At 64.8% G+C, this 18,962-nt stretch carries 17 protein-coding genes and 2 pseudogenes; 10 read left to right on the forward strand and 9 right to left on the reverse strand.

The window, feature by feature from the left end; all coding sequences use genetic code 11:
- Positions 1 to 70: 70 nt before the first annotated feature.
- The 8 genes from cyoA to AC0L2O_RS23995 all read left to right on the forward strand — a co-directional run bounded on the left by cyoA (position 71) and on the right by AC0L2O_RS23995 (position 8,540).
- A complete protein-coding gene (gene cyoA / locus AC0L2O_RS23960) occupies positions 71 to 1,231 on the forward strand; it encodes a ubiquinol oxidase subunit II (RefSeq protein WP_473371428.1) in 1,161 nt (386 codons plus the stop codon).
- 25 nt (positions 1,232 to 1,256) lie between these two features.
- Positions 1,257 to 3,254: a cytochrome o ubiquinol oxidase subunit I gene (gene cyoB / locus AC0L2O_RS23965; protein WP_473371429.1), complete on the forward strand. Its 1,998-nt coding sequence runs from the start codon at positions 1,257 to 1,259 to the stop codon at positions 3,252 to 3,254.
- Positions 3,255 to 3,884, forward strand: coding sequence for a cytochrome o ubiquinol oxidase subunit III (gene cyoC, locus AC0L2O_RS23970; RefSeq protein ID WP_369719792.1), 630 nt, complete (start codon positions 3,255 to 3,257; stop codon positions 3,882 to 3,884).
- Positions 3,881 to 4,255 (forward strand): cytochrome o ubiquinol oxidase subunit IV, encoded by a 375-nt coding sequence (cyoD, locus tag AC0L2O_RS23975; RefSeq protein ID WP_369719793.1) that lies wholly within the window; start codon positions 3,881 to 3,883, stop codon positions 4,253 to 4,255. The genes cyoC and cyoD overlap by 4 nt, the downstream gene beginning before the upstream one ends.
- Positions 4,252 to 5,100: an SURF1 family protein gene (locus AC0L2O_RS23980; protein ID WP_473371430.1), complete on the forward strand. Its 849-nt coding sequence runs from the start codon at positions 4,252 to 4,254 to the stop codon at positions 5,098 to 5,100. The genes cyoD and AC0L2O_RS23980 overlap by 4 nt, the downstream gene beginning before the upstream one ends.
- Positions 5,072 to 6,487, forward strand: coding sequence for an ATP-binding protein (locus AC0L2O_RS23985; protein WP_473371431.1), 1,416 nt, complete (start codon positions 5,072 to 5,074; stop codon positions 6,485 to 6,487). The genes AC0L2O_RS23980 and AC0L2O_RS23985 overlap by 29 nt, the downstream gene beginning before the upstream one ends.
- A complete protein-coding gene (locus tag AC0L2O_RS23990) occupies positions 6,477 to 7,010 on the forward strand; it encodes a response regulator transcription factor (protein ID WP_369719796.1) in 534 nt (177 codons plus the stop codon). Before AC0L2O_RS23985 ends, AC0L2O_RS23990 begins: the two co-directional genes overlap by 11 nt.
- A gap of 138 nt (positions 7,011 to 7,148) precedes the next feature.
- Positions 7,149 to 8,540: an adenylate/guanylate cyclase domain-containing protein gene (locus AC0L2O_RS23995; protein WP_473371441.1), complete on the forward strand. Its 1,392-nt coding sequence runs from the start codon at positions 7,149 to 7,151 to the stop codon at positions 8,538 to 8,540.
- A gap of 88 nt (positions 8,541 to 8,628) precedes the next feature.
- On the opposite strand, the gene AC0L2O_RS24000 is transcribed toward AC0L2O_RS23995, so the two are convergent.
- The 5 genes and pseudogenes from AC0L2O_RS24000 to AC0L2O_RS24020 form a co-directional block, all read right to left on the reverse strand.
- Entirely contained in the window at positions 8,629 to 9,486 is an 858-nt protein-coding gene (locus AC0L2O_RS24000) for a CarD family transcriptional regulator (protein WP_409191028.1), read from the reverse strand.
- A gap of 344 nt (positions 9,487 to 9,830) precedes the next feature.
- Positions 9,831 to 10,169, reverse strand: coding sequence for a ferredoxin FdxA (fdxA, locus tag AC0L2O_RS24005; protein WP_369719798.1), 339 nt, complete (start codon positions 10,167 to 10,169; stop codon positions 9,831 to 9,833).
- Positions 10,170 to 10,305: 136 nt separating this feature from the next.
- Positions 10,306 to 10,572, reverse strand: a pseudogene (locus tag AC0L2O_RS24010) (RNA-binding S4 domain-containing protein); the annotation flags it as partial.
- A gap of 24 nt (positions 10,573 to 10,596) precedes the next feature.
- Complete coding sequence (locus AC0L2O_RS24015) at positions 10,597 to 13,998, reverse strand: helicase-related protein (RefSeq protein ID WP_473371432.1); 3,402 nt, start codon at positions 13,996 to 13,998, stop codon at positions 10,597 to 10,599.
- A gap of 740 nt (positions 13,999 to 14,738) precedes the next feature.
- Entirely contained in the window at positions 14,739 to 15,548 is an 810-nt protein-coding gene (locus AC0L2O_RS24020; RefSeq protein WP_473371442.1) for a DUF3108 domain-containing protein, read from the reverse strand.
- A 540-nt stretch (positions 15,549 to 16,088) separates the two neighbouring features.
- Here AC0L2O_RS24020 and rpmB point away from each other — a divergent pair.
- Positions 16,089 to 16,400: a 50S ribosomal protein L28 gene (gene rpmB / locus AC0L2O_RS24025; RefSeq protein ID WP_473371433.1), complete on the forward strand. Its 312-nt coding sequence runs from the start codon at positions 16,089 to 16,091 to the stop codon at positions 16,398 to 16,400.
- A 653-nt stretch (positions 16,401 to 17,053) separates the two neighbouring features.
- Here the strand turns inward: rpmB and AC0L2O_RS24030 are convergent.
- The 4 genes and pseudogenes from AC0L2O_RS24030 to AC0L2O_RS24045 form a co-directional block, all read right to left on the reverse strand.
- A pseudogene (locus AC0L2O_RS24030) lies at positions 17,054 to 17,236 on the reverse strand (transposase); the annotation flags it as partial.
- 74 nt (positions 17,237 to 17,310) lie between these two features.
- Entirely contained in the window at positions 17,311 to 17,589 is a 279-nt protein-coding gene (locus AC0L2O_RS24035) for a DUF1488 family protein (RefSeq protein ID WP_369719801.1), read from the reverse strand.
- A gap of 214 nt (positions 17,590 to 17,803) precedes the next feature.
- Entirely contained in the window at positions 17,804 to 18,100 is a 297-nt protein-coding gene (locus AC0L2O_RS24040; protein WP_409191030.1) for a hypothetical protein, read from the reverse strand.
- 30 nt (positions 18,101 to 18,130) lie between these two features.
- Positions 18,131 to 18,394, reverse strand: a complete 264-nt coding sequence (locus AC0L2O_RS24045; protein ID WP_473371434.1) for a hypothetical protein — start codon at positions 18,392 to 18,394, stop codon at positions 18,131 to 18,133.
- Positions 18,395 to 18,738: 344 nt separating this feature from the next.
- On the opposite strand from AC0L2O_RS24045, the gene AC0L2O_RS24050 reads away from it, so the two are divergent.
- The gene (locus tag AC0L2O_RS24050) at positions 18,739 to 18,873 is read left to right on the forward strand and encodes a hypothetical protein (protein WP_473371435.1); all 135 of its coding nucleotides are present in this window, start codon (positions 18,739 to 18,741) and stop codon (positions 18,871 to 18,873) included.
- Positions 18,874 to 18,962: the final 89 nt, after the last annotated feature.

Below are 18,962 nucleotides of genomic sequence, written 5' to 3' on the forward strand. Positions count from 1 at the left end.
ATGTCCGGATTGCTGCGCCGCAGCTACCCCTTGGTCTCGCAAAAGAAACTCATTCTCAAAGGCTCGGCCCGTGTCCCGTCTCAAGATCCTGGCGCTGCTACCACTGGCCGTCGCGCTCAGCGGCTGCAACTACGTCGTGCTGGCGCCGGCCGGCGACATCGCCGCCCAGCAGCGCGACCTCGTCATCATCTCCACCGTCCTGATGCTCCTGATCGTCGTGCCGGTGATGGCGCTAACGGTGCTGTTCGCCTGGCGCTACCGCCAGTCCAACACATCGGCGCGCTACGAGCCGGATTGGGATCATTCGACCAGCCTTGAGCTCGTGATCTGGTCGGCCCCGCTTCTGATCATCGTCTGCCTCGGCGCCCTGACCTGGATGGGCACGCATCTGCTCGATCCGTATCGCACGCTCGGCCGCATCAACGCGGAGCGCGCCGTGGACCAGGCCAAGGCGCCGCTCGAGGTCGACGTCGTCGCGCTCGATTGGAAGTGGCTCTTCATCTATCCGGATTACGGTGTCGCCACCGTCAACGAGTTGGCCGCGCCGGTCGATCGCCCGATCAACTTCCGCATCACCGCGTCCTCGGTGATGAACTCGTTCTACATCCCCGCGCTGGCCGGCCAGATCTACGCCATGCCGGGCATGGAGACGAAGCTCCACGCCGTGGTCAACCATTCCGGCACGTATAAGGGCTTTTCGGCGAACTACAGCGGCGCCGGCTTCTCCGGCATGCACTTCGCCTTCCACGCCCTCGACGACAAGGGCTTTGACGGCTGGATTGCCGGTGCCAAATCGGCCGGCGGCGCGCTCGGCCGTGGCGAATATCTTAAGCTCGAGAAGCCGAGCCAGAACGAGCCGGTGCGGCGCTACGGCAGCGTCGATTCCGATCTCTATCGCCTGATCCTCAACATGTGCGTCGAGACCGGCAAGATGTGCCAGAGCGAGATGATGGCGATCGACGCCAAGGGCGGTCTCGGCCATGAGGGCCTGAACAACACCCTGCCGTTGGCCTACGACAAATATGCGCGTCGCGGCACAGCGTTCGGTCCCGAGCCGACCTTCGTCGCCGGCACCTGCACGCCGGATGCGCCGCAAGGCCAGACGACAGCGGCGATCAAGGCTCCCAGCGACACCGCGCCGTTGCTCGGCGCCGGCCTGAAGCGGCCGAGTTTCACGCCGCTGAAGTCCTCGTCCTTCTTGCTCGGACAACGTCCCAAATCAGACTCCTGACGTCAGACTCCCAAAGAGAACTCGCATGTCTCCTGATCTTCTCAAGCTCATCTTCGGCCGGCTCACCCTCGAATCGCTGCCGCTGCACGAACCGATCGTCGTCGGCACCTTCGCGGTGGTGGCGACCGGCGGGCTCATCATGTTCGCCGGGCTCACCTACTTCCGGGTCTGGGGCTATCTGTGGCGCGAGTGGTTCACCAGCGTCGACCACAAGCGCATCGGCATCATGTACATGATCCTCGGCATCGTCATGCTGCTGCGCGGTTTCGCCGACGCGCTGATGATGCGGTTGCAGCAGGCGCTCGCCTTTGGCGGCTCCGAAGGCTATCTCAACGCCCATCATTACGACCAGGTCTTCACCGCCCACGGCGTGATCATGATCTTCTTCGTGGCGATGCCGCTGGTCACCGGCCTGATGAACTTCGTCGTGCCGCTCCAGATCGGCGCACGCGACGTGTCGTTCCCGTTCCTGAACAATTTCAGCTTCTGGATGACGGTCGGCGGTGCGGTGCTGGTGATGGCCTCGCTGTTCATCGGCGAATTCGCCCGCACCGGCTGGCTGGCTTATCCGCCGCTGTCGAACATCGGCTACAGTCCCGATGTCGGCGTCGACTATTACATATGGGGCCTGCAGGTCGCGGGCGTCGGAACGACGCTGTCGGGTATCAACCTGATCTGCACCATCGTCAAGCTTCGCTGCCCCGGCATGACCATGATGCGGATGCCGGTGTTCACCTGGACCTCGCTCTGCACCAACGTGCTGATCGTCGCGTCGTTTCCGGTCCTGACCGTCGTGCTCGCGCTGCTCACGCTCGACCGCTACGTCGGCACCAACTTCTTCACCAACGATTTCGGCGGCAGCCCGATGATGTATGTGAACCTGATCTGGATCTGGGGCCATCCCGAGGTCTACATCCTGGTTCTCCCGGCGTTCGGCATCTTCTCGGAAGTGACCTCGACCTTCTCCGGCAAGCGGCTGTTCGGCTACACCTCGATGGTCTACGCCACGGTGGTCATCACCATCCTGTCCTACCTGGTCTGGCTGCACCACTTCTTCACGATGGGGTCGGGCGCCAGCGTCAACTCGTTCTTCGGCATCACCACGATGATCATCTCGATCCCGACGGGCGCGAAGATGTTCAACTGGCTGTTCACGATGTATCGCGGCCGGATCCGCTTCGAATTGCCGATGATGTGGACGATCGCCTTCATGCTGACTTTCGTGCTCGGTGGCATGACCGGCGTGCTGCTGGCGGTGCCGCCGGCCGACTTCGTGCTGCACAACAGCCTGTTCCTGATCGCACACTTCCACAACGTGATCATCGGCGGCGTGGTGTTCGGCGCGTTCGCGGGCATCAACTACTGGTTCCCGAAGGCGTTCGGCTTCAAGCTCGATCCGTTCTGGGGCAAGCTGTCGTTCTGGTTCTGGGTCACCGGCTTCTATCTCGCCTTCATGCCGCTCTACGTGCTCGGCCTGATGGGCGTGACCCGCCGGCTTCGCGTGTTCGACGATCCGTCGTTGCAGATCTGGTTCATCATCGCCGGCATCGGCGCCTTCCTGGTGTTCCTCGGCATCCTCAGCATGCTGATGCAGTTCGCCGTCAGCTTCCTCAAGCGCGAGCAGCTCAAGGACGTCACCGGCGATCCCTGGGACGGACGCACCCTGGAATGGGCAACCTCGTCGCCGCCGCCGGCCTACAATTTCGCCTTCACGTCCGTCGTTCACGACAACGATGCGTGGTGGGACATGAAGCGCCGCGGCTACGTTCGTCCGCTGGCCGGGTTCAAGCCGATCCACATGCCGAGCAGCACCGGCACCGGCATCATCCTCGCCGGCTTCGCCACCGCGATGGGATTCGGCCTGATCTGGTACATCTGGTGGCTTGCGGCTGCGAGCTTCATCGCGATGCTCGCGGTCGGGATCGGTCACACCTTCAACTACCACCGCGACTTCGACATTCCGGCCGACGATGTCGTGCGGGCCGAAGCCGCGCGCACCCAACTGCTCGCCGGAGCCAAGTAAATGACGGTCACTGTCAATCCTGCCCAAACCGGCGAGCCGCTGTTCTATCTCGCTGACGAGCACCCGCATCCGGAAGGCTACAGCACCTCGCTCGGCTTCTGGATCTACCTGATGAGCGATTGTCTCATCTTCGCGATCCTGTTCGCCACTTTCGGCGTGCTCGGCAGCAACTACGCCGCCGGTCCCGCGCCGAAAGACCTGTTCGACCTGTCGCTGGTCGCAGTGAACACCTCGATGCTGCTGCTGTCGTCGATCACCTACGGCTTCGCCATGCTGACGATGGCGCAGAACCGCATCGGCCAGACCCAGATGTGGCTGGCGATCACCGGCCTGTTCGGGCTCGCCTTCATCGGCATCGAGCTCACCGAGTTCGCCCACATGATCCATGAAGGCGCGACGCCGCAGCGCAGCGCCTTCCTGTCCGCCTTCTTCACGCTGGTCGGCACCCATGGCCTGCACGTCTCCTGCGGCCTGATCTGGCTGGTGACCTTGATGGTGCAGGTCTGGAAGTTCGGCCTGATCGAGGCCAACCGCCGTCGCCTGATGTGCCTGTCGATGTTCTGGCACTTCCTCGACGTGGTCTGGATCGGCGTCTTCACCTTCGTCTATCTCCTGGGAGTTCTGCGATGAACACCGACATCCACGCCGCGACGGCCGACCATCATCACGACGACCATTCGCACGGCTCGCTCTCGACCTATCTGCTCGGCTTCGTGCTCTCGGTGGTGCTTACCGCGATCCCGTTCTGGCTGGTGATGAGCGGCACGCTGCCAAGCAAGCAGGTCACCGCACTCGTCATCATGGCCTTCGCGGTGGTCCAGATCGTCGTGCACATGATCTACTTCCTGCACATGAACACCAAGTCCGAGAACGGCTGGAGCATGATGGCGCTGATCTTCACCATCGTCATGGTGGTGATCGCGCTGTCCGGTTCGCTGTGGGTGATGAACCACCTCAACAGCAACATGATGCCGATCCACGAGATGACCGGGATGAAGTGAGCGAGAACGACGCCGTGGCAAGCGAGGCGACCAAAACGCGTGGCAGGGCCGCACGGCCGTCCCTGTGGATCACGGTCCTCTCGCTTGCCGCCTTCGTTCTTCTCATTGCGCTCGGCGTCTGGCAGGTCGAGCGCCGCACCTGGAAGCTGGCGCTGATCGAGCGCGTCGAGCAGCGCGTTCATGCCGACGCCCAGCCGATGCCCTCGCCGGCGTCGTGGCCCGCTGTCACCGCCGCCAACGACGAGTACAGGCACGTCGCCGTCTCCGGCCGCTTCCTGCACGACCGCGAGACGCTGGTTCAGGCCGTCACCGAGGAAGGCCCCGGCTATTGGGTGCTGACACCGCTTCAGCGCGGCGACGGCACGCTGGTCCTGATCAACCGCGGCTTCGTGCCGACCGAGCGGCGCGATGCCTCGACGCGCCGGGACGGCAATCCGCCAGGCGAGGTCAAGATCACGGGGCTCTTGCGCGTCACCGAGCCAAAAGGCGGATTCCTCCGGAATAACGTTCCCCAGCACAACCGCTGGTACTCGCGGGATGTGGCCGCGATTGCGGCAGCACGCGATCTCCACGACGTCGCCCCGTTCTTCATCGATGCCGACGCCGGATCACAAACCGCCGGCGGGCCGATCGGCGGATTGACCGTGGTCCGCTTTCCCAATAACCACCTGATCTACGCGCTGACGTGGCTTGCCCTTGCTTTCATGCTGGCTGGCAGGCTTTTCGTCACCTTCGGCGGCGGGCTGGTCCGCCGCAAGCGCTTCGTCCACGAACCGGCCGGCGGATCTGATGCCGCCGCGCACAGGACGGGATCAGATGCTGGAACGATCATCGAACCGACCTGACGAGGGGAAAACGCCGCCCCAAGCGCTTGCCCAGACGTTCGCGCCCGGCGAGCTGTCGGTCACGCTGCAATCACAGGCGGACGCGCGCAGCGAGCTGATCGGCGCGGCTCCGACCGACAACGAGACCAACCGCAAGAACATGGCGCTGCTGATCCAGCTGCGCTGGACCGCGGTGGTGGGTCAGATCGTCACCATCGGCGGCGTGCATTTCTGGCTCGGCATTCCCCTGCCTCTCACCCGGATGGGCGCGGTGATCGGCGCGCTGGTCTTGCTCAATGTCTCGAGCCTGGTCTGGGTGCGCCACCGCGCCGCGATCACCAACAACGAGCTGCTGGTCGCGCTGATGCTCGACGTCGCCGCCCTGACCGCGCAGCTCTATCTCAGCGGCGGCGCCACCAACCCTTTCACCTCGCTGTTCCTGCTCCAGGTGACCTTGGGGGCGGTGCTGCTCGATGCCCGCTCGACCTGGTCGCTGGTGGCGCTGACTTGCGCGAGCTTCGTCTGGCTGACGCTGGCCTATCGGCCGCTCGACCTGCCGCCGAATCCTCTGAGCGAGACCTACACGCTCACCGTCACGGGCATGCTGCTGGGCTTCGTGCTCAACGCCGTGCTGCTGGTCGTGTTCGTCACCCGCATCAACAGGAATTTGCGCGAGCGCGATGCGCATCTGGCGGCACTGCGCCAGCACGCCGCCGAGCAAGACCACATCGTCCGCATGGGCCTGCTGGCTTCGGGCGCGGCGCATGAACTCGGCACGCCGCTGGCCTCGCTCTCCGTCATTCTCAGCGACTGGCGCCGCATGCCGGATCTCGCTGCCGACCAGGAGCTCGCCGAGGACCTCGCGGAAATGGAAACGTCGCTGCAGCGATGCAAGAGCATCGTGACGGGCATTCTGGTGTCGGCGGGCGAGGCCCGCGGCGAGGGATCGTCGCCGACGACGGTGGCGGCCTTCGTCACGGCGCTGGTCGAGGAATGGCGCAACGCCCGCTCGGCGCGCACGCTCTATTTCGTCAACACGTTTGGCGAGGACGTCGCGATCGTCTCGGATGTCGCGCTGAAGCAGGTGATCTTCAACGTGCTCGACAACGCCTATGAAGTCTCGCGCGACTGGGTCGAGCTGCTCGCCGAACGCGAGGGCGACAATCTCGTGCTCTCGGTCAGCGACCGCGGCCCCGGCTTTGCGCCGGAAATCCTGGCGCAGCTCGGAAAGCCCTATCAGTCGAGCAAAGGCCGCGCCGGCGGCGGGCTCGGTCTGTTCCTTGTGGTCAACGTGGTGCGCAAGCTGGGCGGCCGCGTCACCGCCGAGAACCACAGGAAGCGCGGCGCCACCGTCCGCCTCACGCTGCCGCTCGCAACGCTCGCGATCGGAGGCAGCTTTGACGCCTGACCGCTCGCTTATCGTCGTCGAGGACGATGCCGGCTTCGCTCGCACGCTGAAACGCTCGTTCGAGCGCCGCGGCTACGAGGTCGTGCTTGCAGCCTCGATCGAAGAGGTGCGGAACGTCCTCGAGGAGCGATCCTTTGGCTACGCCGTGGTCGATCTCAAGCTCGGCGGCGCCTCGGGGCTTACCTGCGTCGAGCTCCTGCACGCGCATGATGACGAGATGCTGATCGTGGTGCTCACCGGATTTGCCAGCATCTCGACCGCGGTCGAGGCGATCAAGCTGGGCGCCTGCCATTATCTGGCGAAACCCTCCAACACCGACGACATCGAAGCCGCCTTCAACAAGGCCGAAGGCAACGCCGAGGTCGCGCTGGACGTGCGGCCGACATCGATCAAGACGCTGGAATGGGAACGCATCCACCAGACGCTGATCGAGACGGATTTCAACATCTCGGAAGCCGCGCGGCGACTGGGAATGCACCGGCGCACGCTGGCAAGGAAGCTCGAGAAGCGGCCGGTGAAGTAAGCGGTTCGCCGCCCCGGGACGGAAAACACTCCCCCGAGCTGATGACCTCGCGGCCATGCCTCACTAGACTGTCCGATGCGGCGGCTGAGGGCCGCCGCTCTGCTGCAACGGTCCAACTGAGGAGATCGCCGCGTGACAATGCTGATCGAGCGCCTCGACTCGTCTGCCGCGCTGGCGCGTGCGCGCGGCGAACGCGACACCGAAACCGTTCAGTTTGCACAGGCGGCACTCGAAGCCGGCAAGAAGGAGGGCCTACGACTGGCCGTCCAGGCGCGCTATGTCGCTCTCGCCGTCATCGCCTGCCTGCTGCTGGCCATCAACCCGGTTTGGGAGCAACTCTATTACGTGGCGTTGCTCGGCATGTTCGCACTGATCGGCTGGGCCCAGGTCAGGGTGGGGCGGCTCGGCGTGTCGCGGGCCGAACTGGCGCTTATGTTCTGCGACCTGGCGCTGCTCACATTCGTCATCCTCGTCCCGAACCCATTCGTTACGACGCACTGGCCAATGGCGATGCAATACCATTTCGGCAACTTCATCTACTTCTTCGTGCTGCTCTCGGGCGCCACGCTGGCCTATTCCTGGCGAACCGTGGTTGCGGTCGGAACATGGACCGCGGCGCTTTGGGTGATCGGCGTTGCCTGGGTGTGGTGGCAGCCTGATCGCGACCCCGCATTGACCGCCCGCATTGCAGAGGCGGTGGGGAGCGATCACAGGCTGTTCGCGCTGATCTCGCCTGCTGCGATCGGATTCGGCCTCCGCATCCAGGAACTCGTCGTGTTCATGATCGTGGCTTTGACGCTGGCGCTCGCGACTCGCCGCAGCAATGATTTGCTGATCCGGCACGCCGCGGTGGAACGGGAACGCGGCAATCTGGCGCGCTACTTCTCGCCCAATGTCGTCGCGGAATTGTCGAAGCACGACGAGCCCTTGAAGCAGGTGCGCACGCAAGACGTCGCGGTGCTGTTCGTGGACATCGTCGGCTTCACCGCCTTCGCCGATGTGCGCACCCCGGAGGAAGTGGTGCGGACGTTGCGCGAATTCCACGGATTGATGGAGCAGGAGGTTTTCCGGCACGACGGCACATTGGACAAATATCTGGGCGATGGATTGATGGCGACATTCGGCACGCCCTTCGCGGGCGCGCGCGACGCCAGCAACGCGTTGCGCTGCGCCCAGGCCATGATCGCGGCCGCGGACCGCTGGAACGCGCGGCGAACAGCCTCCGCCGAGCCACCGATGCGCGTCAGCTTTGGCCTGCACTACGGGCCCGTGGTGCTCGGCGATATCGGGCACACCTGTCTGGAATTTGCCGTGATCGGCGCGACCGTCAACGCCGCAAGCCGTCTCGAAGCGCTGACGCGCACGCTCGATTGCGCGTTGGTGGCAAGCAACGATCTCGTCAGTCGCGCCAGGCTGGAGCTCGGCGGCACAGCCGAAACATTTGCATCGTTGGTCGCCCTCGATCCCCAAGCGATCCGCGGGCTCGAGCGGCCGATCGCGATCTGGGCCCAGCCGCGCGCGACGCTGTAGACGACGCTCGACCGCCGCGGCATCACGCGTCCAAACAAAAAGCCCGGCCAATCGGCCGGGCTTTTGATTTGTTGGACGGGAGAGGCGCTTACGCGGCCTCGTCGGCGACGGTGGTGCCGTCGCCCTCAGTCTCGTCGGTCTCGCCCTCGGCATCCGCCTCGCCGTCAGCGGCTTCGGTCTTGGCACCGGTGCGGCGCGGGCTCTTGGCAAGCTGCGCCTCGATTTCCTTGACCGCTTCGGTCTCGGTCGAGTGCTGCACCACCGCGATCTCGCGGGAGAGACGATCGAGCGCCGCTTCATAGAGCTGGCGTTCCGAGTAGGACTGCTCGGGCTGCGACTCGGAGCGATAGAGGTCGCGCACGACTTCCGCGATCGCGACGATGTCGCCCGAATTGATCTTTGCTTCGTATTCCTGGGCGCGACGCGACCACATGGTGCGCTTGACCCGGGCACGGCCCTTGAGCGTTTCGAGCGCCTTCTTCACCAGCGCCGGGTCGGACAGCTTGCGCATGCCGACATTGGCGACCTTGGCGGTCGGAACGCGCAGTGTCATCTTGTCCTTGATGAAGTTGATGACGAACAGCTCGAGCTTCGCACCGGCGATCTCCTGCTCCTCGATCGCCAGGATCTGGCCGACGCCGTGAGCCGGATAGACCACGAATTCATTGGCCTTGAAGCCCTGGCGCTGGGTCACGACCTTCTTTTCCTCGACCTTCGGCGCCGGTGCGGCGGCCTTCACGGCCGGCTTCGCAGCAACAACGGGGGCCTTGGCGGGGGCGGCAGCAACGGGTGCCTTCGGAGCAACGGGCTTGGCAGCGGGAGCCTTTGCAACAGGAGCTTTGGCCGCGGGAGCCTTGGCAACAGCGGGCTTGGCCGCGGGAGCCTTGGCGGCAGCAGGCTTGGAAACGGTCGCTTTCGCGGCAGTTTTGGCAGTCTTGTTAGGCATTGCGCTTCTTTTGTTCTTGGAGGACTTTGCAGCCGGAGCCTTGGTCGCGGCACGGCCCTTGGATGCGCTACGGCTGGCCGCGGCGACTTTCTTGGCCTCCTTATGAGAAGCCTTTGCAGAAGTACTCTTTTTACGCGTTTTCTGTGACACAGCCTGCGCGCGGAAACTGCCACGCCCCTGTTCGACATTTGGTTTCACGGGAACCCAGAGGGGCCAAGGGGGCTGACGGGGTTCAGCTCAATGTGCCCAATATAGCACATTTCCCGCAAAAATCAATGATTTAGGGGTCGTAAGGGCTGGTTTTCGGCGCGTTTGAAGCTAACAGGGTTAAGTTTGGCCCCGAATTAGTCTCCCGAGCCAGGGTTCGGAGAGAAATATTTCTCGAACTTGCCTTCCTGGCCGTCGAATTCCTTGGCGTCCTCGGGTGATTCTTTCTTCTGGGTGATGTTCGGCCAGCTCTTGGCATAGTCGGCGTTGACCTGGAGCCACTTTTCCAGGCCCGGTTCCGTGTCCGGCTTGATGGCGTCGGCGGGACATTCCGGCTCGCACACGCCGCAGTCGATGCACTCGTCAGGATGGATGACGAGCATGTTCTCGCCCTCGTAGAAACAGTCGACCGGGCAGACCTCGACGCAGTCGGTGTACTTGCACTTGATGCAGGCTTCAGTGACGACGTAAGTCATCCAACGCTCCGAAAAGCTCTTTTAAAAGTCGCGGCTTGCGTAGCGCGGATGGCCCGGCGCTGCAAGGTCGGGAAGCTCCGATCATGACGGCTTTCCGCGTTTGATCGGCCAAGAAATGAACGTCTTGCGCAATTAATTACTCTTTGCGTTCGGAGACCTCTTCGTAGAGCACGCGCGCCGATGACGCATCGCCGCGGCGCTCGTTGAAGGCGGCGACTTTCAAGACGCGTACGCTGCGATCGAGCGCAATCGTCAGCACGTCGCCGATCTTGACCGCATGCCCGGGCGATTTCTCGCGCACCCCGTTGATGCGGACGTGGCCGGACTCCACGAGCTCAGCCGCCGAGGTGCGCGCCTTCACCACCCGCGCATGCCATAGCCATTTGTCGAGCCGCTGCCGTTCGGTCGTGGGCGTTGTTCCTCTTGGCTATTCCTTGCGCCCCGCCAGCTGCTCTTTCAGCGCGGCCAGCTTGGCGAAGGGCGAGTTCGGATCGACCGGACGATCGCGCTCGCGCGGGTTCGCGCTCGAGGCGTAGGGACGCAGCGACGGCCCACCCTGGCGGTCGCGGCCCTTGTCGCGGTCGCGGCCACGATTGTCGCGGCCCTTGTCGCGATCGCCGCCGAACTTGCCCTTGTTGCGATCGCGATCCTTGTTGTCGCGATCCTTGCCCTCAAACCGGCGGTTCTTGTCGTCACGTCCCTCGGGACGCGGCGCGCCTTCGGCGCCATTTTCGCGCGGCTTGCGGAAATCCCTGCCGCCATCGCGACGATGACCGCCGTGGCGATGCCGCTGCTCGCCGCGCTTCTCGCCGTCGGCTGCCTGTGCCGCTTCGCCTTCGGCAGGCGCGGCGCCGACCTCAGCGCCCGCTTGCGGACGCGGCTGGTTGTGATGACGCTGGTGGCGATGGCGCTCGTGGCGCGGCTTGCGATCCTCGTGACGGCCGCCGGGACGCCAGACTTCGATGAGCTCGGGCTCGACGGGCGCAGCCGCGTCCGCAGGCGCAGCCGCATCGGCTGATGCGGCAGCTTCGGTCGCCAACGCCTCGGCGGGCGCCGCGTCGGCAGGTGCGGCGGCTTCTTCAGCCGGCGGAGCGATGCCGGGCGCATCTTCAGGCGTCACAGGCGTTTCAGGCAGGACTTCCAGCGCGGGCGCGGCCTCTTCGGCCGGCTCGTCATGCTGCTCCAGGCCGGGCGCGTCTTCGACGGTGACCGGCTCGGCGGCGGCTTCGATCGCGGCCTCCACGGGCGCTGCGGCGTTCTCAACCGAAGTCTCGGTGACGGCCGTCTCGGCCGAAGTCTCGCCGCTCGCCTCCGCGGGCGGCGTCTCCGCGGCAGCGGCATCCGCGACGACCGGCTTCGGCGGCAGCGGTGCGCGCTTCTCCATGCGATAGCCGAGCGCGCGCAGCACCGAGGCGAAGTCCTCGCCGGCGGATCCCGTCAGCGAGGTCATCGCCTGGGTCACGACAAAGCCGCGGCCGTCGAACGCGCCGGCGGGCTTCTCGCCGGAGGAATTTTCGCGCCAGGCCAGCGCCGGACGAATCAAATCGGCGAGACGCTCCAGAATGTCGACGCGCACGGCGCGCTCGCCGGCCTGCTTGTAGCCGAGCACGCGATAGGCATCGCGCGGCAGCTGCTTGTCGACCGGGAAAGAAGTGCGACCCGAACTTGCCAGATGCTGCGCGCCCGAGAGTGCCGAGAGATCGACATTGTCCTGCTTCAGCGCCCACAGCAGCGCTGCGAGCGCGCGCGCGGCGGGCTTGAGCAGGCCGGGGAAATAAAGGTGATAGGCGCCGAAGCGGACGCCGTATTTGCGCAAGGTCGCGCGCGAGGCCTGGTCGAGGTCCTTCAGCTCGTTCGCGATCCTGGGACGCTCGAGCACGCCGAGCGCCTCGACCAACTGATAGGCGATGCCGCGGGCAATGCCGGTGACGTCCTCGGCCTTGCTGAGCTCGAACATCGGCCCCAGCAGCTTTTCGATATGGGTCTTGAGCCAGAGGTCGAGCCGGGCCTGCACCTTCTCGCGCGGCGCGCCGGTCAGGCGCTCGTCGGAGATGATGCGGATGCGCGGATGCAGCGCCTCGTCGGCGGCGGTCAGTCGCGCCACGGCGTCGCCGGTCCAGCGGATGGTGCCGTCCGAGGTCAGCACGAACTGATCGTCGGGCGCGTTGCCGAGTTTCTCGGCGCGCGCGTTGATCTCGCCGGCGAGCACCGCTTGGGCGGCAGCCTGCAAGGCTTTCGCATCGGAGCCGGCTTCCGCCGCATCCGGTGCAAAGGTGAAGCCATCGAGGCGGCCGATGACATGGCCTTCGACGATGACTTCGCCGGTCTTGCCGATTTCCGTATTCAAGCTCGTGTTCTCCCGCAGGCGGCGCATCAATACACTGGTCCGGCGATCAACGAAACGCTCAGTCAAGCGTTCATGGAGCGCATCCGATAATTTATTTTCGACCTCCCGCGCGATCCCCTGCCAATGTTCGGGGTCGGCGAGCCAGTCCGGCCGGTTGGCGACGAAGGTCCAGGTGCGGACCTGCGCGATCCGGGCCGACAGCGTGTCGATGTCGCCATCGGTGCGGTTGGCCTGGTCGATCTGGGTCGCAATCCAGGCATCGGGAATGCGGCCCTTTTGCATCAGGAAGCCATATAGCGTCGTGACGAGCTCGGCATGGGCGGCCGGCGACAATTTCCGATAGTCCGGGACCTGGCAGGCTTCCCACAGCCGTTCCACCGCTTGCTTGCCATGCGCGACATCGCGCACCTCGACGTCGCGGGCGGCGTGGTCGAGCACGCGCATATCTTCCGCGATCGGCGCCCGCGTCAGTGCCTCATGGCCGGGGGCCAGGTTCAAGGAGACCTGGAGCGCGCCGAGCGAGGAGAAATCCAGCTTCGAATTGCGCCATTGCAGCACCTTCACGGGATCGAAGGTGTGGTTCTGGAGCGCATTGACCAGCTCGGGCTCGAACGGGCCGCAGCGGCCGGTGGTGCCGAACGTGCCGTTGCGGGTGGCGCGGCCGGCGCGGCCGGCGATCTGCGCGAATTCGACCGGCGTCAGGCGGCGGAACTGATAGCCGTCGAACTTGCGGTCGGAGGCAAAGGCGACGTGGTCGACGTCGAGATTGAGGCCCATGCCGACGGCATCGGTGGCGACGAGGTAATCGACGTCGCCGCTCTGGAACATCGCCACCTGCGCATTGCGCGTGCGCGGCGACAGCGAGCCGAGCACGACGGCGGCGCCGCCATGCTGGCGCCGGATCAGCTCGGCGATGGCGTAGACCTCGTCGGCCGAGAACGCCACGATCGCGGTGCGCCGCGGCTGGCGCGTGATTTTGCGGTCGCCGGCGAATTCGAGCTGCGACAGCCGCGGCCTGGTGATCATGGAGACGCCGGGCAAGAGCCGCTCGATGATCGGGCGCATGGTCGCGGCGCCCAGCAGCAGCGTCTCGTCGCGACCGCGGCGGTTGAGGACGCGGTCGGTGAAGACGTGGCCGCGTTCGAGATCGGAGGCGATCTGGACCTCGTCGACGGCGAGGAAGGAGACGTCGAGATCCCGCGGCATCGCCTCGACGGTCGAGACCCAGTAGCGCGGCGATTTCGGCTTGATCTTCTCCTCGCCGGTGATCAGCGCGACGGCTTCGGAGCCGGCGCGATCGGCGATCTTGTTGTAGACCTCGCGCGCGAGCAGCCGCAGCGGCAGCCCGATCATGCCCGAGGAATGCGCGAGCATCCGTTCGATGGCCAGATGGGTCTTGCCGGTGTTGGTGGGCCCGAGCACCGCAGTGACGCCAGCGCCAGGGGCGCGCTCGGAGGCGAAGGGGGAAGGAGAAAAGGGCATCTGGGGGATTAGGTAATGGCGATTGGGGCGAATGTCAGTGCTGTTTGGGGCGGGGGCGCCGAAGGGGCTGGAATCACCCTTGCCCCGCTTTCTCCGCTGTCATGCCCCGGCTCGACCGGGGCATCCAGTACGCCGCGACCTCTCCGCTCAACCACAGCCGTCTCGGCGTACTGGATCGCCCGGTCAGGCCGGGCGATGACACATTGGGTGTGGGAGCCGCTTCCCCAATCCTCGCGCAACTGTCTCACTTTGCGACGCTTTTCCCGCTGCTCTTAAGCTTCGGAACGAGGTGGGAACGAATCGCGGCCGAATCGCTGACTCCCAGGAGAGTCCCGTTCCGTTCACGCAACATGTCGCGGGACCCCCTGTTTGCTGCACTAGATGGAGTTTTGCCCGGCCGCACAAGCGGCGTTTCGAGGGCGCGTTCCTTAAAGCTGGGGATGGCGTGGAGTCGAATCAGAATCGGGGAGGAGTCAAATGGATTCGGGGGTGCGGGGCCTGCCAAGGCAAAAAGGGCGAAAACAACCCCATGCACAGTAGGTAAGTGGTTGGAATAGAACACTTTCGTACCCTCCCCTGGAGGGGGAGGGTCGGCGCTCGTTGAGCGTAGCGAAACGAGCGACGGGGTGGGGTGATCTCTCCACGCGGGCACTGCCCAAGAGGAGAGATCACCCCACCCCGCTCGCGCTGCGCGCGATCGACCCTCCCCCTCCAGGGGAGGGTAAGAGAGAGGACGCCCCCTACTGCGTCTTGGCGAGCCGGGGCGGCTGGGGGGCGGTGATGAAGCTGGTGGCTTCCAGCATGGCGGGGCCGAGCGGGGTCGGCACTTTCAGCCAGAACGGCACCAGGATGCGGGTGCCGGCGACCGGGGCGAAGGCGATCTCGATGTTGCGCTGGGCGGCGAGGTACTTGATCACGGGGCGGTCGGGGATGTAGCCGGCCACCGGCACGAAGAACAGCGAGCAGACCACGACCGGGCCGTGATAGCCCTTTTCCGCCTTGACGCTTTCCATGCGCTTGAAATCGAGCTTGAGCTCGTAACGCATGCGGCCGTCGAACACGGCGGCGCTGCTGTGGCAGGCGTCCGGCGTCAGCACATCGCCGGTGCCGGGCACGCGCAGCAGCGAGGCGGTCATCGGATCCCAGACGCCGCGGCGATGCGCCTCGGTGACGACGATGCGGTCGGCATCGACCGGCGGCTCCGGCACAATGCCGAACTCCTTCACATTGCCCTTGTCGAGCGTGATGTGGATCTCTTCGGTCTTCTTCGAGGTGGTGGTGGTGGCCTGGTAGGCGGTCGCCACCAGCGCGCCGTTGACCACGCGCCCCTGCGAGGCGCCGGTGCCGGATCCGTTGGCGATGGTTTTCAGCAGGCCCGAGGTGCCGCCGGAGGCCGCGGCCGAGAACACGTCCTCCTGGATGTCGATGGTCCAGGCGCCCTTGCCGACGGGAATGCCTGCCAGCGTCGCCTCATACTGCGCCTCGAGCTTGCCCTGCGCCGCCGCCGGCTTCGCCCCCCATGCCAGCACGAGCCCGAAAAGGGCCGCCAAGGCCAGCCGGCCAGCGGACCGCAGCCGGGGCAGATGAGGGGTCAGGGTGTGCACGAAGCCATCCAGTGGACGTCAGTTTGCTAGGTAAGCCAAAAATCGCAGGAAGCAATGCGTCCGGGCGAAGGGCCCGGTCTCCGGGCCAAAGGCTTTACGGAACTTGGGCGCACTTTTCACGGCCGATTACGCCCTTTATGTGATGGTAAGCGGTTTTAAACACTGCCGTTTTGGTGATGAGGAACGGGATCTCCATCGACATATTCCGCTGTCATGCCCCGCGAAGGCGGGGCATCCAGTACGCCGCGGCGTCTCGCTTCCAGCCGCGCGGTCTCTGGAATACTGGATCGCCCGGTCAAGCCGGGCGATGACACCTGATATGAGGCCTGAGATCCCTGCGCCGACGGCGGAAAAAGGCCCGTCGTCTTGACGTCCCGCCGCTTCCCCCCTATACGTCCGCCGCTCCCTGCAAGGACAGAGAATTTGCCCCCGTGGCGCCCCGGATGGCGGCCGCACATCGTTGGGGGAAAGATAGAGGATTTTGACATGTCTCGCCGCTGCGAACTGACGGCCAAGGGCCCCCTCGTCGGCCACAAGGTCAGCCACTCCAACATCAAGACCAAGCGCCGCTTCCTGCCGAACCTGGTCAACGTGACCTTCATCAGCGAAGCGCTGGGCCGCAACGTGCGCCTGCGCGTCTCCACCAACGCGGTCAAGAGCGTCGACCACAATGGCGGCCTCGACGCCTACATGCTCAAGGCCAAGGCCGACACCCTGTCGCCCCGCGCCCTCGAGCTGAAGCGCGCCATCCAGAAGAAGGTCGGCCCTTCTCCCGCGCCGGGGAAGAAGGCGAGCTGAGATTTTCGACTTGGGCGGGGGCTAGGTTGCGTCGCGTGGCGTAGGCTTAGCCGAGTAAGAGTTTTGTGTAACGGCCGGATCGAGAGATCCGGCCGTTCTTGTTGCTAAAAACCCGACAACTCCAAACTGAAAAAATCGTTGACTACTCGCGCTTATGTTCCTATTTTGTTCTGGCTCGCTGGCGCGGCCCCATCACAGCCTTTGACAATTGTTCCCTTGGCCTGTCACATTTCCCGGTATGCGAGTTCGGGGAGCTGTAGCAAAGCCAAAGGTTGTGTCCAAGGCGGGAGAATGGAAGTTCGGGAAGATGACCCGCACTGCCTTTCCCCTCCATCGCAACCGCTCGTTCACGCTCGGGACGCACTGGTCTTGGCGGGTTGACGTTCTGGACGTCAAGGGAACGGAAATGCGCTTGCTAACCGCCTTTGAACCATCAAAGCAAAATTTTCTCGCGTGGCTGGGATCAGTCTCGCGCGCGGGAGTCGATTCCGTGAATCTACGGGCGCGGTCACGTCCTCGCTACCTTGGCGCCCAACGCAGGAAGCGGCGCGCCAGCAGCTTAATTTGATCCGGTCTCTTTTTTTGCTGCTAGGCCGTCGGTAGCTAGGACGCTTGCCGGCGATGGCTTCGGCAGCAAGTTCGGCGCGGGCTTAGTCGTCAACGCCAAGCGCGGTGCGGTTAGAATACCTGAAATCGAATTCGGCGCGGTAGCGGTGCAGGTGCTTTTCGCCGCAATGCTGATGGACGCCTTTCATGCCGCGCTTGAAAATAGAATAGTATCCCTCAACCGCATTTGAGATGACGCCTTCACGGCGGACGTATTCGTCCTTGCTGTGCTTGAGGCTGGAATGGTCGATACTTCGATGTCGGCAATGATCTTGTAGGAGCCGGGTTCGTCGGGCATGAACTCCTACCCCCGAAAATCAATGCTCCTCAACACGATCCCGGGCGGTGTCCCCTCGAACTCGGTCGCCTGATACTTCCGTTCCACGCAGGCTTCGATGCGCTCGCGCAGGCGGGTGAACTGGGCTTCGCGCTCGCTCGGGCGGGCGCGCGGGCCGCGCTCGAGGTCGTCCATGGCGGAGGTCGAGATCGCGCAGGCGATCTCCTTGGTGCCGTCCTGCATCGAGAACTGGACGATGCCGCGGTCCTGCTCGTGGCCGATGAAGCGGGTGGTGGTGAGGGTCATGGGGTGGTCCTTTTTGCGCCTACGCGCCGTGTGTTGCTGGCGTCGTCCTGGCCTTGTGCGCAATTGCGCACTGGGAGCCAGGACCCATTGCCACGGTCAGGGTTGTTGAAGCACGCTGTGGCGCTAGTCTGCGCAACAACTGCGTTCGGTGGTTATGGGTCCCGGCCTTCGCCGGGACGACAACTGTGGCGCGGCGTGCGGGCCGTGGCCGGCTTCAGCTCTCCGAGCCTAGCCTCGCGAAATCGTCGAACAGCGCGGTGACGAGGGCGCGGTGGCGGGTGTCCTCAGTGGGCAGGCTCGCGGCATAGAGGTTGAGCAGGTGGCGCGCCTTGACGGCGGCCTCGGGCCAGGACGCGGCGGGCACCGTCATCATGCGGTTTTCGAGATCGGCCTCGCGCTCGCGCAGCTCCCTGACCTGGGCTTCGACCTCGGCCAGCGCGCGGCGCAGGTCGGTGGCCTTCTGGGCGGCCATGCCGCGATGCTTGTCGAGATCGACGGGATATTCACTCATGGCAGTGGCTCATCCTGGCAGTCATGTCAGTCAAGGGGCGGCGCTCGCGTCCTGGCGTTGGGCATCGGCAAGATCGACCGAGCCGATCGACAGCATCTCCATCGCACCGCGCACGCCTTCGGCGGGCACCGTGATCATGGTGGCGACGCGGCGATAGGACGCGAACGACAGACCCTCGATCATCTCCTCGTCGGTGACGACCTCATAGGCGCCGGCCGGCAATTCGCGCGCGATGCCGCGGATGTGGAAGGGATGCTTGAAGGTGATGGTTTCTCGCCGCGAGCGGATGGACATGCACGCCTGCCTTTCGCAAAGAAGGTGCCCCAACCGACGCCAGCTGCGAGCGACCATGCGCCGGTTGCCCGGCAATAGCCAGCTTTAACTCAGCACGGGCCGGTACTTGAGCTGCAATGCCGCAACTCGCGCGCGCGCCTTTTAGCGCTCGCGTTCGGCGGGGCGCGGGCGTAGGCTCGCATCGATCACCGCACCTCGGAGTGGATCGTGCCGCACGCCGACGTTCCGCCGCTTGTTCTGCCGCGCTGCGGCCGGATGCTGTCGCGCGACGGCGCGCTGGAGGCGCGTGGTTCAAGCGCAGCAAATTTCGCGAAGTCCAACCCTTAAATCAGGAGAGCGACGTCATGGCCAAGGGACAGCAACGCAGCAATCGCGAAACCAAGAAACCGAAAAAAGACAAGACCAAGGTGATCGCCGCGGCACCCAGCCGCAAGGAAGCCGGCTGGCAGCCGGATTTCGGCCGGGCGAAGAAGAAGTAGGGCGGGCGGGACGCTTACCCTCCCCTGGAGGGGTCCGAGACGAGCGTAGCTCGCTCGTGGGTCGGCTCACATGAAGCGTAGCGGAATGT

It is taken from the genome of Bradyrhizobium sp. Kon10 (assembly GCF_055807395.1).

What these genes read in the sequence shown, in the direction of transcription:
- cyoB (WP_473371429.1), top strand. Translation starts at nt 1,257, where the DNA reads ATGTCTCCTGATCTTCTCAAGCTCATCTTCGGCCGGCTCACCCTCGAA.
- cyoC (WP_369719792.1), top strand. Translation starts at nt 3,255, where the DNA reads ATGACGGTCACTGTCAATCCTGCCCAAACCGGCGAGCCGCTGTTCTAT.
- cyoD (WP_369719793.1), top strand. Translation starts at nt 3,881, where the DNA reads ATGAACACCGACATCCACGCCGCGACGGCCGACCATCATCACGACGAC.
- AC0L2O_RS23985 (WP_473371431.1), top strand. Translation starts at nt 5,072, where the DNA reads ATGCTGGAACGATCATCGAACCGACCTGACGAGGGGAAAACGCCGCCC.
- AC0L2O_RS23995 (WP_473371441.1), top strand. Translation starts at nt 7,149, where the DNA reads ATGCTGATCGAGCGCCTCGACTCGTCTGCCGCGCTGGCGCGTGCGCGC.
- AC0L2O_RS24000 (WP_409191028.1), bottom strand. Translation starts at nt 9,486, where the DNA reads ATGCCTAACAAGACTGCCAAAACTGCCGCGAAAGCGACCGTTTCCAAG.
- fdxA (WP_369719798.1), bottom strand. Translation starts at nt 10,169, where the DNA reads ATGACTTACGTCGTCACTGAAGCCTGCATCAAGTGCAAGTACACCGAC.
- AC0L2O_RS24015 (WP_473371432.1), bottom strand. Translation starts at nt 13,998, where the DNA reads ATGCCCTTTTCTCCTTCCCCCTTCGCCTCCGAGCGCGCCCCTGGCGCT.
- rpmB (WP_473371433.1), top strand. Translation starts at nt 16,089, where the DNA reads ATGTCTCGCCGCTGCGAACTGACGGCCAAGGGCCCCCTCGTCGGCCAC.
- AC0L2O_RS24035 (WP_369719801.1), bottom strand. Translation starts at nt 17,589, where the DNA reads ATGACCCTCACCACCACCCGCTTCATCGGCCACGAGCAGGACCGCGGC.
- AC0L2O_RS24040 (WP_409191030.1), bottom strand. Translation starts at nt 18,100, where the DNA reads ATGAGTGAATATCCCGTCGATCTCGACAAGCATCGCGGCATGGCCGCC.
- AC0L2O_RS24045 (WP_473371434.1), bottom strand. Translation starts at nt 18,394, where the DNA reads ATGTCCATCCGCTCGCGGCGAGAAACCATCACCTTCAAGCATCCCTTC.
- AC0L2O_RS24050 (WP_473371435.1), top strand. Translation starts at nt 18,739, where the DNA reads ATGGCCAAGGGACAGCAACGCAGCAATCGCGAAACCAAGAAACCGAAA.